Source organism: Gordonia sp. GONU (assembly GCF_024733855.1).
Lineage (GTDB): Bacteria > Actinomycetota > Actinomycetes > Mycobacteriales > Mycobacteriaceae > Gordonia > Gordonia amicalis.
This window is the reverse complement of record NZ_JANRHB010000011.1, coordinates 37,219-52,626: the sequence shown is the minus strand read 5'-3', so window position 1 is coordinate 52,626 and position 15,408 is coordinate 37,219. Positions and strand designations below refer to the sequence as shown.

16 protein-coding genes are annotated in these 15,408 nt (G+C 67.0%); 13 read left to right on the top strand and 3 right to left on the bottom strand.

Going from position 1 to position 15,408, the window contains the following annotated elements; translation table 11 throughout:
- Positions 1-44 precede the first annotated feature (44 nt).
- Positions 45-1,088 carry a DUF1524 domain-containing protein gene (locus tag NWF34_RS12615; protein WP_258325195.1) on the bottom strand — a complete coding sequence of 348 codons (1,044 nt, stop codon included), beginning with the start codon at positions 1,086-1,088 and terminating at the stop codon, positions 45-47.
- A gap of 198 nt (positions 1,089-1,286) precedes the next feature.
- On the opposite strand from NWF34_RS12615, the gene NWF34_RS12610 reads away from it, so the two are divergent.
- A complete protein-coding gene (locus NWF34_RS12610; protein ID WP_258325234.1) occupies positions 1,287-1,931 on the top strand; it encodes a hypothetical protein in 645 nt (214 codons plus the stop codon).
- Positions 1,928-2,404, top strand: coding sequence for an RDD family protein (locus NWF34_RS12605; RefSeq protein ID WP_024499978.1), 477 nt, complete (start codon positions 1,928-1,930; stop codon positions 2,402-2,404). Before NWF34_RS12610 ends, NWF34_RS12605 begins: the two co-directional genes overlap by 4 nt.
- Here NWF34_RS12605 and NWF34_RS12600 read toward each other — a convergent pair.
- Positions 2,388-2,852 (bottom strand): SRPBCC family protein, encoded by a 465-nt coding sequence (locus tag NWF34_RS12600; protein ID WP_258325194.1) that lies wholly within the window; start codon positions 2,850-2,852, stop codon positions 2,388-2,390. The two genes, NWF34_RS12605 and NWF34_RS12600, sit on opposite strands and share 17 nt — an antisense overlap.
- 111 nt (positions 2,853-2,963) lie before the next feature.
- Between NWF34_RS12600 and NWF34_RS12595 the strand changes: the two genes are divergently transcribed.
- The 7 genes from NWF34_RS12595 (at position 2,964) to NWF34_RS12565 (ending at position 8,560) form a co-directional block, all read left to right on the top strand.
- Positions 2,964-4,439: a carboxyl transferase domain-containing protein gene (locus NWF34_RS12595; protein ID WP_258325193.1), complete on the top strand. Its 1,476-nt coding sequence runs from the start codon at positions 2,964-2,966 to the stop codon at positions 4,437-4,439.
- Entirely contained in the window at positions 4,436-4,834 is a 399-nt protein-coding gene (locus NWF34_RS12590) for an NUDIX hydrolase (RefSeq protein WP_258325192.1), read from the top strand. Before NWF34_RS12595 ends, NWF34_RS12590 begins: the two co-directional genes overlap by 4 nt.
- A gap of 90 nt (positions 4,835-4,924) precedes the next feature.
- Positions 4,925-5,239: a type VII secretion target gene (locus NWF34_RS12585; RefSeq protein ID WP_258325191.1), complete on the top strand. Its 315-nt coding sequence runs from the start codon at positions 4,925-4,927 to the stop codon at positions 5,237-5,239.
- 107 nt (positions 5,240-5,346) lie between these two features.
- Complete coding sequence (locus tag NWF34_RS12580; RefSeq protein ID WP_258325190.1) at positions 5,347-6,591, top strand: hypothetical protein; 1,245 nt, start codon at positions 5,347-5,349, stop codon at positions 6,589-6,591.
- Between the two features lie 304 nt (positions 6,592-6,895).
- On the top strand, positions 6,896-7,201 hold the full coding sequence (locus NWF34_RS12575) for a hypothetical protein (RefSeq protein ID WP_191834823.1): 306 nt from the start codon (positions 6,896-6,898) through the stop codon (positions 7,199-7,201).
- A 79-nt stretch (positions 7,202-7,280) separates the two neighbouring features.
- The gene (locus NWF34_RS12570; protein WP_191834824.1) at positions 7,281-7,901 is read left to right on the top strand and encodes a nitroreductase family protein; all 621 of its coding nucleotides are present in this window, start codon (positions 7,281-7,283) and stop codon (positions 7,899-7,901) included.
- Between the two features lie 17 nt (positions 7,902-7,918).
- Positions 7,919-8,560, top strand: a complete 642-nt coding sequence (locus NWF34_RS12565; protein WP_191834825.1) for a TetR/AcrR family transcriptional regulator — start codon at positions 7,919-7,921, stop codon at positions 8,558-8,560.
- Here NWF34_RS12565 and NWF34_RS12560 read toward each other — a convergent pair whose 3' ends face one another.
- On the bottom strand, positions 8,561-10,207 hold the full coding sequence (locus tag NWF34_RS12560) for a class I adenylate-forming enzyme family protein (protein WP_258325189.1): 1,647 nt from the start codon (positions 10,205-10,207) through the stop codon (positions 8,561-8,563).
- 96 nt (positions 10,208-10,303) lie between these two features.
- Between NWF34_RS12560 and NWF34_RS12555 the strand changes: the two genes are divergently transcribed.
- The 4 genes from NWF34_RS12555 to NWF34_RS12540 all read left to right on the top strand — a co-directional run bounded on the left by NWF34_RS12555 (position 10,304) and on the right by NWF34_RS12540 (position 15,321).
- Positions 10,304-11,143 carry a TetR family transcriptional regulator gene (locus NWF34_RS12555; RefSeq protein ID WP_258325188.1) on the top strand — a complete coding sequence of 280 codons (840 nt, stop codon included), beginning with the start codon at positions 10,304-10,306 and terminating at the stop codon, positions 11,141-11,143.
- A 269-nt stretch (positions 11,144-11,412) separates the two neighbouring features.
- On the top strand, positions 11,413-12,387 hold the full coding sequence (locus NWF34_RS12550; RefSeq protein WP_006436147.1) for a cyclase family protein: 975 nt from the start codon (positions 11,413-11,415) through the stop codon (positions 12,385-12,387).
- Positions 12,388-12,427: 40 nt separating this feature from the next.
- On the top strand, positions 12,428-14,089 hold the full coding sequence (locus tag NWF34_RS12545; protein ID WP_258325187.1) for a class I adenylate-forming enzyme family protein: 1,662 nt from the start codon (positions 12,428-12,430) through the stop codon (positions 14,087-14,089).
- Entirely contained in the window at positions 14,086-15,321 is a 1,236-nt protein-coding gene (locus tag NWF34_RS12540) for an acyl-CoA dehydrogenase family protein (protein ID WP_258325186.1), read from the top strand. Before NWF34_RS12545 ends, NWF34_RS12540 begins: the two co-directional genes overlap by 4 nt.
- The last annotated feature ends 87 nt before the right edge of the window (positions 15,322-15,408 follow it).

Below are 15,408 nucleotides of genomic sequence, written 5' to 3'. Positions count from 1 at the left end.
GAGTCATCCCCGCTCGGGTTTTTTCGTGCGCTCAGATCGGGTTACTACTCGCAGGCGACGCCGTCGCCGTCGCGGTCGAGCTTGGCGCGGTAGCCGGGCTGTCCGGCGTAGAGCGGGGCGGCCCCCGCCGCTCGTGCCGCCGAGCAGTTCGCGTAGTACGTCGAGGGCGCGTCGGGGGTGGGTGCCTCGGGGGCGTAAAGCCGCGGCGGTGTGTAGGTCGCCTCGGGGAGAGGGGTCGCGGTGGAGGTGCGCGTCTCGGTGCGTTCGGTGGTGGCCGGCGCCGGTGCTGGAGCTGGAACGGTTGCCCCGCAGCCGACCAGCACGCGGGTGATCGCGTCCTTCTCGGCCTGGGTCACCCAGAGCCGGTAGGCGGCCTTCACCTCGACCTGCCGGGACACGTAGGTACACCGGTAGCCCTTCTCGGGCGGCAGCCAGGTGGCGGCGTCGCCGTCCCCCTTCTTCTGGTTCGTCGGACCGTCGACGGCCTGTAGGTTGCGTGGATCGTTGGCGAAGTCGGCGCGCTGCTGCGGGGAGAGTTGTTGCGCACCTTTCTGCCACGCGTCGGAGAGCGCGACGACGTGATCGATCTGGACCGCCGAGGACGTGTCCTGGCCGCGGACGAACCGGATCGTCATGCCGGTGTACGGGTCATCGAGCGTGCCCGACAGAACGGCACATCCGTTGGACCCCGGCTTGAGGGTGATGTCGGTCAGGTCGCGGCGCAGGATGTCGTTGCGGGTGTCGCAACCATTGTGTCCGCCGTCGACGGTGACGTCATCGGACCAGGCCTGCCCGAACAGGTCGCGGTCGTACCCGGTCTTGGGTGCGCGTCCCTTGACGGCCAGGGTGTTCAGCGTCTCGAGGGCGTTGTCCGCGGCCGGTACCGAGGCCACGGTGATCACGGCCGACGGGGCCGGCAGTGGCTCCTCGGTGGTCGCGACGGCCGAGGTCGTCTCGGGCGTCGGTGGTGTCGCGGCCACCGGTTCGGTGAGCCCGCAGCCGGCGGCGGCGAGTGCGAAGGCCGCGACGGGGCCGGCCGCGATCAGCCATCGAGCCGGCGGTGTCGAGCGTGGGACGGATTCGGGCATCGTCGAACTAACCTCTCATAGGGCCACTCATCATCATGACGCGCACTTGTCTCGACGGGCCTCGAGCTCCATATCGATCCTGAAGCGGCGCCGTTACACGCCCTCGACGTGACACGATTGCGACGGTCCGCGCCGATCCCTGCGTGCGATAATTCGGCGGTGAACCCAGAGCCGCGGGGCGGTGCGACATCCGAATTGATGAGGGAGTCGCTGCATTTCGCCGGTGTCGTCGTCGACGTCGCCGAGCGTCTGCCCGTCGCGGGCGGGGTCATCGGTGCGGTACGTACCAGGGCGCAGCAGTTCGTCGGCGACACCAGCGTGTGGGTCGCCACGACGACGCGGACGATTCTCGGTGCGGTCATCCGCGAGGTCGTCGGGGTCCTCACCGAGGAGGTCGACCTGACCGATCTCGTGTTGCGCAACGTCGACCTGCGCCGGCTCATCGCCGAGGTCCTCGCGGTCATCGATCTCGACGCGGTGATCGAGACCGTCGACCTCGATCGTGCTGTCGCGCAGGTGGATCTGATGAAGGCCATCGACCTGGTGGATCTCGATGCGGTGGCGACCAAGATCGACCTCGACGCGATAGCCGCGCGAATCGACATCGACGCCGTCCTCGACCGCGTCGATCTCGTCGGACTGGCTGAGGAGATCATCGACGGCGTCGACCTTCCCGACATCATCCGGGAGGCCAGCACCTCGGTCACCGCCGATGTGATGACCGACGTCCGGAGCACCAGTGAACGCGCCGACGACGCGGTCGCCAACGCGGTCAACCGCTTCCTGCGCCGCCGTGCCGCCGAGACCGTGGACGAACAGGGACGGGACGGTGCGGGCGGATGACGGCCGAACCCACACCGGACCACCCGGTGGTGCATCGTGCGCACGCCGTGCAGGACCGGGACAAGAACGCGGGGATCGTGAGTCGCGGTATCGCGGCCTTCCTCGACCTGCTCGTGGTCTGGACGATCCTGGGTGCGTGCTACCTCGGTCTCGCGCTGATGAAGTTCGTCATCACGGTCAGCGACTTCGACTTCCCCGAGGTCAATCTGTTCTTCACCACAACGGGTTTCGTGGTCACCTCGGTGCTGTATCTGGCCACGTGCTGGGAGGTGTCCGGCCGCACGCTGGGCTCGGTCGTGATGGGCCTGCGCGTGGTCAACGGCAAGGGTGTGCGCGTCCGGCCCTCGGTCGCGGTGCTACGGGCGCTGCTGTGCACGCTCTTCGCCATCGGTCTGGCGTGGGTGATCGTCGACCGTCGGCGTCGCTCGGTCGCCGACATCGTCTTCCGCACCCGGGTCATCTACTCTCGCTGACCGCTTTCAGCTGTGCCAGGCCCTTCTCGAAGTCCTTGCCGAGCATCTTGTCGAAGACGCCGAACAAGCCGCCGACGCGGCTGAACAGGGTCTGCTTGCCGTCCATCACCCAGGTGACCCGGGTGGCCTCGCCCTGGGGGACGAGTTCGAAGGTAACGGTGTTGGTGGCCTTCATCGGCTTCTCGAAGTCGAGTCGGACCTCGACCTCGCGCGGTGCGTCGACGCGGGTGATCTCCATGGCGCCGCGCCCGGCCTTCTTGTTGCCGGACCACGCATACTTCGCGCCGACACCGGACTCCGCGCCGGAGTATTCGCGATGCAGGTCGGGATCGACCCCCTCCCACGGGGACCAGTGGACCCACTGCCGAAAGTCGATCAGGTACGGCAGGATCGCGGCGGGCGCGGGGTCGACGACGATCGAGCGGGTGATGCGGAAGGTGGCGGCCATGGTGGCTCCTGAGGATGTGGTCGGGCTGTCGAGAAGTATGACACCGGCGGTGAGCGGAATTCATCGCTTCTCTCCCGGGTCGTGATGCGCGAGCGGGATACGGTGTGAGGCATGGGTGAACGGGCACGGCTGTCGGCCGTGGACTTACGGGACATGATCGTCGACGACGGGTCGTGGGAGTCGTGGGACACCTCGATCGTCCGTCCGGCGGTCACCTCCGACGGCGACGACCGTGCCTACGCCGACGATCTGGCGCGCGCCCGGGAGCGCAGCGGTTCCGACGAATCGGTGATCACCGGCGCCTGCCTGATCGGCGGTCACCGCGCGGCGATCGTCCTCAGCGAGTTCGGTTTTCTCGGTGGGTCCATCGGCCGCGACGCCGGATCACGAATCGTCGACGCGGTCGGCCGGGCCACCCGGGAAGGGCTGCCGCTGATCGCGTTGCCCGCATCGGGCGGCACCCGCATGCAGGAGGGGACCGCTGCGTTCCTCCAGATGGTCGCGATCACCGGGGCCGTCACCGCGCACAAGGCGGCCGGGCTCCCGTACCTCGTCTACCTGCGGCATCCCACGACCGGTGGGGTTTTCGCCTCCTGGGGGTCCCTCGGCCACGTCACCTGGGCGCAACCCGGTGCCCTCGTCGGGTTTCTCGGGCCCCGCGTCTACGAGGGGCTTTACGGCGAACCGTTCCCCGACGGTGTGCAGACGGCCGAGAACCTCGTCCGCACAACGGTCGTCGACGATGTGGTGGAACCGGAGGCCCTGGCCGGGCGTTTGTCGTCGGTGCTGCGGCTGCTGGCGCTGCATGAGAGCCCGACGCAGTCGGACACGGTCGTTGCGCCGCGCCCGACCCCGGACCAGGACGTCGATTCCGAAGACGCCTGGGCGAGTGTCCTCGCCACCCGTGAGCCGGGGCGGGCGGGGCTCATCGAGTTCCTGGCCCGGGGTGACTCGGCGACGCTCTCCGATGCGGGTCCACTTCGCTTCGCGCTGAGCAGTTTCGGCGGCAACGTGGCGCTGGTCGTCGGCTACGACCGGCTGTCCCAGGCGAACGGTGAACTGCCCGGTCCCCGGCATCTGCGCGAGGCGCGTCGGGCGATCATGGCGGCGGGTGACCTCGGACTGCCGGTCGTCACCGTCATTGACACCCCGGGCGCGGAGTTGTCGGTGATCGCCGAGGAAGGTGGACTGGCCGCCCAGATCGCCCGCTGCACAGTCGAATTGATCAAGGTTCCGGTGCCGACCGTCTCGGTGATGCTAGGCCAGGGCGCCGGCGGTGCGGCGCTGGCGCTGTTTCCGGCGGACCTGCGCGTCGCACGTGCCGACGCGTGGCTGTCGCCGTTACCACCGGAAGGAGCGAGTCTGATCGTCCATCGCGACCTCGACCATGCCGACGAGATGGCCGCTCGCCAGGGCATTCTCGCGGGACGGCTCGCAGCGCAGGGGATGGTCGACGTCATCGTCGACACCGACTCCGATGCGGACGCGCTGGCCGGGATCCGCGAGGCGATCGGCCGGTATCTCGCGAGTTCGCCGACGCCGGATCCGCGAGCGCGCGCCCGGGTACCCGCGGCGGACGTGCGATGACCAGGCGCATCGTCGCGGTCGGAGCGGTGCTCACCGACGACGAGGGTCGGGTCCTGCTCATAAAGCGGCGGAACCCGCCGCAGGCCGGGAAGTGGACGGTCCCGGGTGGGAAGGTCGAGCCCGGTGAGTCGATCGAAGCCGCCGTCGTCCGGGAGATGTTGGAGGAAACCGGATTTCACATCGATGTCGGGGAGTTGCTGTGGACGGTCGACATCCCCGGCCCCGACGACGTCGTGTTCGAAGTCCATGACTTCTCCGCGCGGATCGTCTCCGGGACACTGTGTGCCGGAGACGACGCCGCTGACGCCGGATGGTTCACCGCCCGAGACCTGACCGACCTCCCGCTGACGCGCGGGTTGCTTGCTCACCTCCGCGAGCACGGGGTGTTGGATTAGGCAGCCTCGGTCGGATGTGGACTGCTGCGACGGTGCCGATACGTCCCGCGGTATATTCTTCCGAATCGGGGGTGTGGGAAGGGGATTGTCTTGTCGGTTGAAGTGGATCCGGACAGCCTGAGAGTGGCGTCGGGGACGCTGGCTCAGCTTTCTGGAGAGGTCGATTCGGCTCCCTTCCTGGGCGCCGCCGAAGTTGCGGCGCAACTGGTGGGGAGCAGTGTGGGATCTGCACTCGGTGAGTCGAATACGGTGAGTACCCGCGCCAAGCAGGTGGTCAAGGCGAGGTATGACCAGTTCGCGAGTCTCCTGTCGCTGTCGGCGGACACCTACAGCGACTCTGACGCGGAGGCCGCAGCTCGCATCGCGGGTGTTCCCGACATCAACTCCGCGACAAGCGGTAGGTGAGTGTGGCCACTCCCAGTGACGTTCTGAGTTGGAACGTCGACTCCCTGCGAGAGTTGTCCACACGGGCCGCTGCGATCGCCGATGCAATGGTCGGAACGTCAAAGACAATGCGAGACACGATCTATGATCTGGCCTGGACAGGCGGTGGGCGACAAGCTGCTGAAGACCGGGCCGAACGAGAACGAGAGCAGATCGGCGCGGTGGCGTCCGGCTACGACGCGCTCTCAGCCGCGGCGGCCGGCGCTCATGGTGCGATGTCGCATCCTGTTGCCGAGATTCGTTCGATCATTCAGAACTACGTGATTCCCCCTGTCACACTCACTGATTCATGGGTCGTCGAAGGCGTCGATGACTGGAGTTCCGAAGCAGGACTGCAGCTGGCTCGACTCGGCGGATTGGTGTCGTCTCTCGTTGGCGCCGACGCCACCTGGGGTGCCGAGGTCGCCGAGGCGAATCAGACTCTCGCGACCATGGCGCCAGAGGAAGCACTGACGTCTGCGCTCGCGGTGATCATGGACTCCAAACGTCACAGTCCGCGCGCAGATCCTGAACGCATGCGTGCCTCCGCGGCTGCCTTCGAGGAGGTATTCGGGCGCGAACCATCCGGCCCGGTCGATTGGAAGACCGCCGAGGCGCTGAATCCCAACAGTTACGACCCGAAATACCAAGGCGTGGGACCCGGAATAAAGGTCGCGCGCATCGAACCGGTGCCCGGGCAAGGTGTTGTACGCGCAGCACTGTACATACCAGCGGCCGAGGTGTTCAATGCTCCGCACTACGACCTGGGGGACGATCGGGCAGAGGTTCCGAACTTCGACCCGGAGCATGCCCGTGTCGTCATGTACGTGGACTATGAGAATGGCCTGATCGTCACGAGGCAGAATCCCTCGGTCGACACGAGTGGAGAGGTTCGGGTCGGTGAGCCTGAGGTTCAGGCACAGCAGCGACCCGATGGATCGGTCATGATTCAGTACGACGCGGTCAACCCGTTCGCGCCGCCCGGCTCCTCGGTCACCGGCCACACCGTCAACGGCTCGCTTGTCCTTCAACCGACCAGCGGAAACCCCGGCACTGCTCGGATCATTGCCGGTGGTGAGATCACCGATTATCCGTCGGTCGAGATCTACCAGGACAATTCGGCCGGACAGAGCCGCCCCATGCTGATCGACGCGGCCGACTCCGGCAGTGCAGTGGGGCCGTTGTTCAACCTGCCGGGCTACCACGAGGTCGGCGGGGGCCGAGCGATGATGGACCCCTTCAAGGCCGACTTCGACGACCCGGACTGGGAACGGAACAGACCGACGAACCTCGGAGACCCGGACAATCCCCCCACCGTTGTCATGGTGCGATAGTGTCGCGGCCGATGAAGCATCGTGCGCTACTGGCGGATTCCAGGTTTTGGCAGGCAGCCACCGTGGCCGTACCGGTCTCGGTGGTATTCGCCATTTTCGTCTTCATGATTCTGGCCGGGGTCACGGACCGACTGAATCCGGAGTGGTCGTCGTCACTGGGAGTGGTGATAGGCATTGCAGGGGTGGTCCTTCTGGCGATCGCTGTCGGCCTATGGTGGCGCCGAACGCCGAGGTGTGCGGGAGCAGCTCTGGGTGTCTTGGCCGCGAGTGTGGTGGTCGCGTATGTCGCGTTGGTGACACTGTGGTGACGAACCCGTCGACGAGGTATCGACGTGAGGACTGGTTCGGACCGGAATCATTCTGCGCGGTGGTGATCGGTCTGTTCCTTATGTCCTTGCCCTACACCGGATTGGCCCCGCGGGAAGCGGTGTGGTTGATCGTCACGCCACCACTCGTGGGTACAGCACTCGTCGCGCTGAGCGCGACGCCGGTTCGAGGTACGCGTACCGTTCGACGCGTCGGAACCGGCCTCCTCGCGGCGGGTGCCGGAGCCATCATCTCGATACCCGCCCTTGTGGCCGGGGCTGCACTGGGATCGGCCATCGCGTGAACAGCGACGCGCACCGGATGGCGGCGTGGGTGACCACGGCCGGTGGTGCCCGTTGCCCATCGTGTGGAAGATGGGGGACATGACCGAACTCCTGCCCCTGGATCCCGACCAGCTGCTCACGACGACGCGATCGGTGCGCAAACGCCTCGACTACGACCGCCCCGTCCCCCTCGACGTGGTCAAGGAGGCCCTCGAGGTCGCATTGCAGGCGCCGACCGGGAGCAACAGCCAGACCTGGCACTGGATCGTGCTCACCGACCCTGAGCTCAAGCAGAAGGTCGCCGACTACTACGCGCAGTCCTTCTCCCACTACTACGCCGCCCAGCAGCCGCGCGACGAGACCGGCAAGCGGGTCGCGTCGAGCGCGCAATACCTCGCCGACACGATGGGTCAGGTTCCGGTGCTGGTCATTGGTGCCATCTACACCGGCGGTGACCTGCCCGAGGGCAACCAGGCCGGCGTCTGGGGTTCGCTGCTGCCCGGCGCCTGGAGCCTGCAGCTGGCCCTGCGTGCCCGCGGCCTGGGCTCGGCGTGGACCACGCTGCACCTCGCCCACGAAAAGGAGATCGCCGAATTGCTCGGCATCCCGGCGGGCATCCACCAGGGCGTCCTGCTGCCGGTGGCCTACTACACGGGCACCGACTTCAAGCCGGCTCCGCGCAAGCCCCTCGACTCGGTGCTTCACATCGACGGCTGGTGAGTAGAGTGCGGATCACCATGTCCGCCACGAGTGACACACCACCGGTCGAGGCGGGGGACGACCCCCGCCCGCCGACGCGTCGCACCCAGGCCAAGGCGGCCCGCCGCGCCGAGCTGCTCACCGCGGCGGCCCGGCAGATGGCCGAACGCGGATTCGCCGGGGTGCGTCTCGAGGACATCGGGCGCGCGGTCGGGGTGAGCGGGCCCGCCATGTACCGGCACTTCTCGTCCAAGACCGAACTACTGGACGAGATGCTCGTCGACATCAGTCAACGGCTGCACGACGGGGGCGCCGAGGTCGTCGACCGCGGTGGACCGCCGTCCCAGACGTTGTTGGCGCTCATCGGTTTTCACATCGACGTGCTCGTCACGAAACCCGACCTGATCGTGGTCCAGGACCGGGATCTGTCGTCGACGACACCCGAGGCCAATCACCGGGTCCGACTGCTGCAGCGCCGATATGTCGAACGCTGGGTCGACGTCGTGATCGCCGTCTACGAGGGGGAGGGCCGCACCATGGACCGGGCCGAGGCCCGCGTCCGCGTGCACGCGACGTTCGGCCTGCTGAACTCCTCACCGCGGTTGCCCGACTACGACGAGACGCAACTGCGGCGTCTGCTCACCGCGATGGCCTTGGCCGCGCTCGGCTGCCGGGTCTGATCAGCGGAGCTCGCGGCGCAACACCTTGCCGGTCGCGCTGCGCGGGAGAGCGCCGACGATCTCGATCTCGCGCGGATACTTGTATGCGGCCATCCGTTTGCGGCAGAACTCGATGAGTTCGGTCGCGCTGACCTCCGCGCCCGGTTGCAGGGCGACATAGGCACGCGTCGACTCGCCACGGTAGTCGTCGGGGATCCCGACCACCGCCGTCTCGCGTACCGCCGGGTGTGATTGCAGCACCTGTTCTATCTCGAACGGCCAGATCTTGTACCCGGACGCGTTGATCAGGTCGTTGCTGCGGTCGATGACGTAGAACCAACCGTCGGCGTCCATGAATCCCACGTCGCCGGTGCGCATCTCGCCGTTCATCAGTGCCGAGCCGCCATCGTCCACCTGACCCCAGTAGCCGGCGGCGATCTGTGGTCCGGCCGTGACGATCTCACCGAACGTCCCCGGTGGCACCGGGTCCCCGTTCTCGTCGACGACCCGGGCCGTCGTGTCGAAGATCGGCAGACCCACCGAGAGAGCACCGGTTTCGGGGTCGACCGGCGCGAGGACGCCGGGCGGGACCATGTGCGTCGGCGACGTCGACTCGGTCTGGCCGTATACGTTGTGGATCATCCCGCCGAGGCGTTCGGCGACCCGTTCGGCGACCTCGGGTGGTACCGGTGCGCCACCCGAATAGCGGAGTCGGAGTGAGCTGAACGCCTCGGGCGACGCGTCGGGGTGATCGGCGAGCGCGATGTACGCGGTGATCGCGGCGACGGAGAAGGCCGGGCGCCAGACGCGCACGGCGTCGAGGACCAGACCGGCGTCGAAACGGTGGGTGAGGATGAGTGGCGATCGCAGGGACAGCGCCAGCATCACCGAGCCCACCAGTCCGGTGACGTGGAAGACCGGCGACATGCACAGGATCGGTTCACCGGACTTCAGGCCGGTCCAGTCGCGATATGCCTGCGCGCTGAACGCGAGATTGCGGTGCATCAGCTTGGCGCCCTTGGGTGGGCCGGTGGTACCCGACGTCGGAGCCAGTACGGCGACGTCGTCCGGTGCGGGCACATGCCGACTCACCTCACGCGAACCCGTGGCGATCAGGTCGAGGAGTTCGACGGTCCCGGCGGCGGCCGGTACCCGGGACACCTCGAACACGCGCCGGAGATCGTCGTTGCCGGCGAAGTCGAGCGGGGAGACGGTGATGACGAGTCCGATGGACCCGGTCCCCGCGATCTCATCGGCCACCTCCGCATGCACGTTGTCGAGGACGAGCAGCGCGCTCGGCGTGAAATCGTCCAGCGCCCTACGGAACTCGGAACGCTTGTACATCGGACTGATGAGCGCGGCGACGCCACCCGTCTTCCAGGCCGCGAGAAGCCCGAGGGCGATCGACGGTCCGTTCTGCACGGCGATGCCCAGCCGGTCGCCGGCCGCGAAACCGTGTGCCTGCAGAGCGTGGGCGAGGGCGTCGGATGCGGCGTCGAGGTCGGCCCAGCTGAGTGTCGCGCCGAAGTAGCGGATCGCCGGACCGTCCGGCGCCGCCGCGAGGGCCGCGTCGAACATGTCGAGCGGGGACCCGAATTCGACATCGAGATGCTCGGACAGTCCGGACGGGTAGTGGGCCAGCCAGGGACGGCTCTCGTAGGCGTTCATGCGTAGGTGCGTTCGGCGCGACGCGCGGGAAGCGACAGGTTGTGGACCACGAGACGAGTCTACGAAAAACAGGCGGCTCCCCATAAGCTGTTCAGCGTGGTCGAACAACCGGTGACCGACAGCGGCGCCGCCGTGCGCGAGCTGCGCAAGCAGGCGGGCGTGACGCTGCGCGGACTGGCGGCCGGTATCGGGGTGAGCGTCGGGACGATGAGTGCCATCGAGAACGGCAAGGTCGGGCTCACCGTCGACCGCCTGCGCGAGATCGCGCAGTGCCTGGACGTGCCCGTCGCCCGTTTCCTCGAGCCACCGGGATCGGCGAACACCGCCCCCGAGGGAGACCCGGCGGACTGGCGTGTGTTCACACCGCTGGCGCTCGACCCGGTGCTGGAGTCGGCCATCGACGTCTTCGAGGAACTCGGCTACCACGGCGCGACGATGCGACTGATCGCCGCCGGAGCCGACATCAGCGTCGCCGGCATCTACCACCACTACCCGAGCAAACAGCACCTGCTCGTGGCACTGGTCAACATTGCACACGCTGACCTGGCACAACGCCTCGACGCGGCCGGTGAGGGCGTCGACGCGGTGACTGCGTTCGCGAACATGGTGGAGGCGCTGACCCTGTTCCACGTCGAGCGTCGCGCGCTGGCACTGGTCCTGGCGACCGAGCTGCGCCGCCTCGAGGAACCCAATCGGACACACCTGCAGGCGTCGATGGCACAGATCGAGGGGCGCCTCCTCGATACGGCTCGACGCGCCGCCGACCTCGGTTCGTTCCGGTCCGGGGACCTGTCGGTGGCGACCAAGGCCATCGTCACGATGTGCATGGCCGTCCCGACCTGGACCGACGACGCCGACGCGGTGCAGGGCCGTCGTATCGCCCGTCAGTACGCGAGTCTCGCGCTCGACATGGTGGGCTTCCACTCCGGCCCCTAGTGTCGTAGGTCGTCATCGTGCATGCCGGGAGACACCCCCGGCTGGCGAATGTTCAGTTCTTCTGAACTCACCGTCTGTACTGGGCTTTCCCTCTCTTCCCTGACAAACCCTGAGACATCACGGGTTTGGCCTCTTGACGGCGCTGCGATCGGGTGCGATGCTCGTCACAATGAACTTCCCGAGCGAGCGCTCGAAAAGTTCAGTCCACAACTTTCAGTTCGCGACCCGGAACCCCCGGTTCCGCTCAGGTTCGAATCAAAGGAGATGAGATGACCGAGATCGCTGCGCCGTCCATGGGAGACCTGCTGGGTGCCGACACCCCGTCGAACTGGGGCAAGTGGGGACCCGACGACGAGGTGGGCGCGCTGAACTACCTCGACGCGAGCGAGGTGCTGCGCGGTGTCGGGCACATCAAGTCGGGTGAGACCTTCACCCTGCAGATCGAGATGGGCCGCAAGGAGAGCCCCGGCGACCCGCTGTGGCCGGGCCGCGAGGGCATCAACCGCACCAACATCCTCGACGAGTCGTCGTGGGACGGCGAGGGCGCGCCGCAGTTCCCCGGTGGTCTGCACTACGCCGACGACACCGCGAACATCTTCCTGCAGGGCTCCACGCAGTACGACGCCCTCGGTCACGTCTGGTACGACGGCAAGCTCTACAACGGCTACGACGCCCGCAGCACCGTCGACGCGCTGGACAAGGCGTCCGTCCTGCCGATCGCCGAGAAGGGAGTCGTCGGTCGCGGCGTGCTGATCGACATGGCCCGCTACCGCGGCAAGAAGTACCTGGAGAAGGGGGAGACCTTCGACCACAACGATCTCGAAGCAGCCGCGGCCGCACAGGGTGTCACCATCGAGCCGCACGATGTCCTGATCATCCGCACCGGATGGCTGACCTACTGGTACGAGCTGAACAATCCGGAGGAGTTCTACGACGGGTTCTGTGAGCCCGGCCTGACCTACTCCCGTGAGCTGGTGCAGTGGTTCCAGGACAAGGAGATCCCGAACCTGGTCACCGACACCATCGCCAACGAGGTCACCACCGATCCGGAATCCGGTGTGGCACTTCCTCTTCACAACGCCCTCATGCGCAACCTGGGTGTCGTGTTCACCGAGATCGTCTGGCTCGAGGAACTCGCCGAGGCGTGCGCGGCCGACAACCGCTGGAGCTTCCTCTACGTCGCGGCTCCGCTCAAGGTCGTCAGCGGCACCGGCGCACCGGTGAACCCCGTCGTCATCCGTTGAGCAACAACCTGAGTCATTCGCTGAAAGAGGAACGTCAGACATGAGTGTCTACGACGAGAAGGTGTGGCTGCGCCACTACCGCGAGCAGGATCTCGCGCCGCGGACCATCGAATTCGACACCGCGCTGGACATGTTCGCGGCCACGGTCGCGCGCAACCCGGAAGCCGACCTGATCCGCTACTTCGACGGATCGATCACGGCCGGTGAGCTCGACGAGCTCACCGACGCGTTCGCCGTCGGCATCCTGGATCTCGGGTTCACTCCGGGCGACCGTGCAGTGGTCTATGCCCAGAACATCCCGCAGTTCGTCATCGCGCAACTCGGCATCTGGAAGGCCGGCGGTATCGCGGTCTCGGCCAACCCGATGTACCGCAGTCGCGAACTCGCCGAGATCCTCGTCGATTCCGGCGCGACCGTGCTGGTCGCGATGCAGCAGCTGTACCGCGATGTCGCGCAGGAAGCACTGCGCGACAACAAGACCGCGGTGCGGACCGTGATCACCACTTCGGAGCTGGAGTACCAGAGCGCGAACAGCGGAACCCTGACCGGGGTCGAGAAGATCGAGTGCCCGGACACGGTGGACCTGGCGTCGATGCTGGCGAAGTACCGCGGTCAGCGGCCGCCGAAGGCCGACCTGACCGGCGACAGCGTTGCGTTCCTGACCTACACGTCGGGAACCACCGGGCCGCCCAAGGGCGCGATGACCACTCATCGCAACGTGGTCTTCAACGCGCAGACCTACCGCGACTGGGTCGGCGTCGATGCCGATGACGTGATCCTCGGTGTGGCACCGCTCTTCCACATCACCGGTCTCATCGCGCACATCGCACTCGCCGAGCTGACCGGTGCGCCGCTGGTCCTGATGTATCGAATGGATCCGGCGGACACCATCGCGACGATCGCGCGGGAGAAGGCGACCTTCACGGTCGGCTCGATCACGGTGTTCATCGCGCTGATGAACGTGCCGGACGTCGACCCGGCGTCGCTGGCGAGCCTGTCGAAGATCTACTCCGGCGGGGCGCCGATCCCGCCGAGCACGATCGCGGAGTTCCAGGAACGGTTCGGGCACTACATCCACAACGTGTACGGCCTGACCGAGACCACCTCGCCGTCGCATGCGGTTCCGTTCGGGGTCACGGCCCCGGCCGACGAGGAGACCGGCGCCACCTCGGTGGGAGTTCCCGTCTACGACACGATCGTCCGGATCATCGACGAGCAGGGCAACGACCTGCCTGCCGGCGAGGTCGGCGAGCTGGTGACCAGTGGACCACAGGTGGTCGCCGGCTACTGGAACAAGCCGGAGGCCACCGCCAAGGGCATCCCGAACGGCACACTGCACACCGGCGACGTCGGATACATGGACGCCGACGGATGGTTCTACATCGTCGACCGCAAGAAGGACCAGATCAACACCAGCGGTTTCAAGGTGTGGCCTCGCGAGGTCGAAGACGTTCTGTACGAGCACCCGTCGGTTCGGGAGGCGGCCGTCATCGGTGTGCCGGACTCCTACCGCGGCGAGACCGTGAAGGCGTTCGTGAGTCTGCGACCCGGCACCGACGCCACGCCGGAGGAGCTGATCGAGCACTGCAAGACGCGGATGGCGGCGTACAAGTACCCGCGTGAGGTCGTGGTGATGGCCGACATCCCCAAGACGGCCACCGGCAAGCTGCTGCGTCGCGAACTCCGGACGGTGTCACAGTGATTCGTCCGGATCTGACCGTCCGCACTCCGGCCGAGACCCTCGACCTCCGGCCGTCGGCGAAGGCGCTCGAACTGCGGGATGAACTCATCGCGTTCATGCACTCCGACGTCTTCCCGGCGGAGGAGCGCTATGAACACGAGCGTGGTGTCGCCGGCCCCGACGACCACGACGTCCCGGCGGTCGTCGAAGAGCTGAAGCAGAAGGCACGGGCGCGTGGGCTGTGGAATCTGTTCCTGCCGTCGGAATCCGGGATCAGCCAGCTCGACTACGCCGGTCTGGCCGAGATCACCGGCTGGAGTCTGCATCTGGCTCCCGAGGCGATCAACGGTCAGGCGCCCGACACCGGCAACATGGAGCTGCTGCACCTGTTCGGCACCGACGAGCAGAAGAAGACGTGGCTCGAGCCGCTCCTCGACGGCACGATCCGGTCGGCGTTCTCGATGACCGAGAAGGACGTCGCGAGTTCCGACGCGACGAACATCGAGACCAGCATCGATCGCGACGGCGACTCCTACGTCATCAACGGCCGGAAGTGGTGGACGAGTGGCGCGGCCGACCCGCGCTGCAAGCTGCTCATCGTGATGGGTAAGACCGATCCCGAGGCCGCAACCCATCGGCAGCAGTCGATGGTGCTGGTCCCGATCGACACCCCGGGAGTCACCGTGGTGCGCGACGTGCCGGTGTTCGGTCGTCACGACCAGCACGGCCACGTCGAGGTCGTGTACGAGAACGTCCGTGTCCCCGTCGAGTACCTGCTCGGTGAGGAGGGCGCCGGATTCGCCATGGCGCAGGCGCGACTCGGGCCGGGTCGCATCCACCACTGCATGCGGGCGCTCGGCGCCGCCGAACGAGCCCTGCACCACCTGGTCCAGCGGTCGAAGGGGCGCGTCGCCTTCGGTAAGCCGTTGGCCGAGCAGGGCGTCGTCCAGCAGCAGATCGCCGAGTCGCGCATCGCGATCGACCAGGCGCGCCTGCTGTGCCAACTGGCCGCCAAGACGATCGACGAACTCGGCAACAAGGCTGCCGCACCGTACGTCTCGGCAGCCAAGGTGTCGGTGCCGCGGGTGGCGCTCGAGGTCATCGACCGTGCGATCCAGGTCCACGGGGGCGCGGGCGTCAGCGACGACGTGCCACTGGCCGCGATGTACGGATGGCACCGCGCGATGCGCATCTTCGACGGTCCCGACGAGGTGCATCTCCGCACGATCGCCAAGTCGGAACTGCGACGGTGAGCGTTTTCTGCTGATTGAATCGGCGCCGTATGGGGTGTGCTGGTTTTGCTGCTGGTTGAGCCGGCGCCGTGTGGGGTGGGGTGTGGT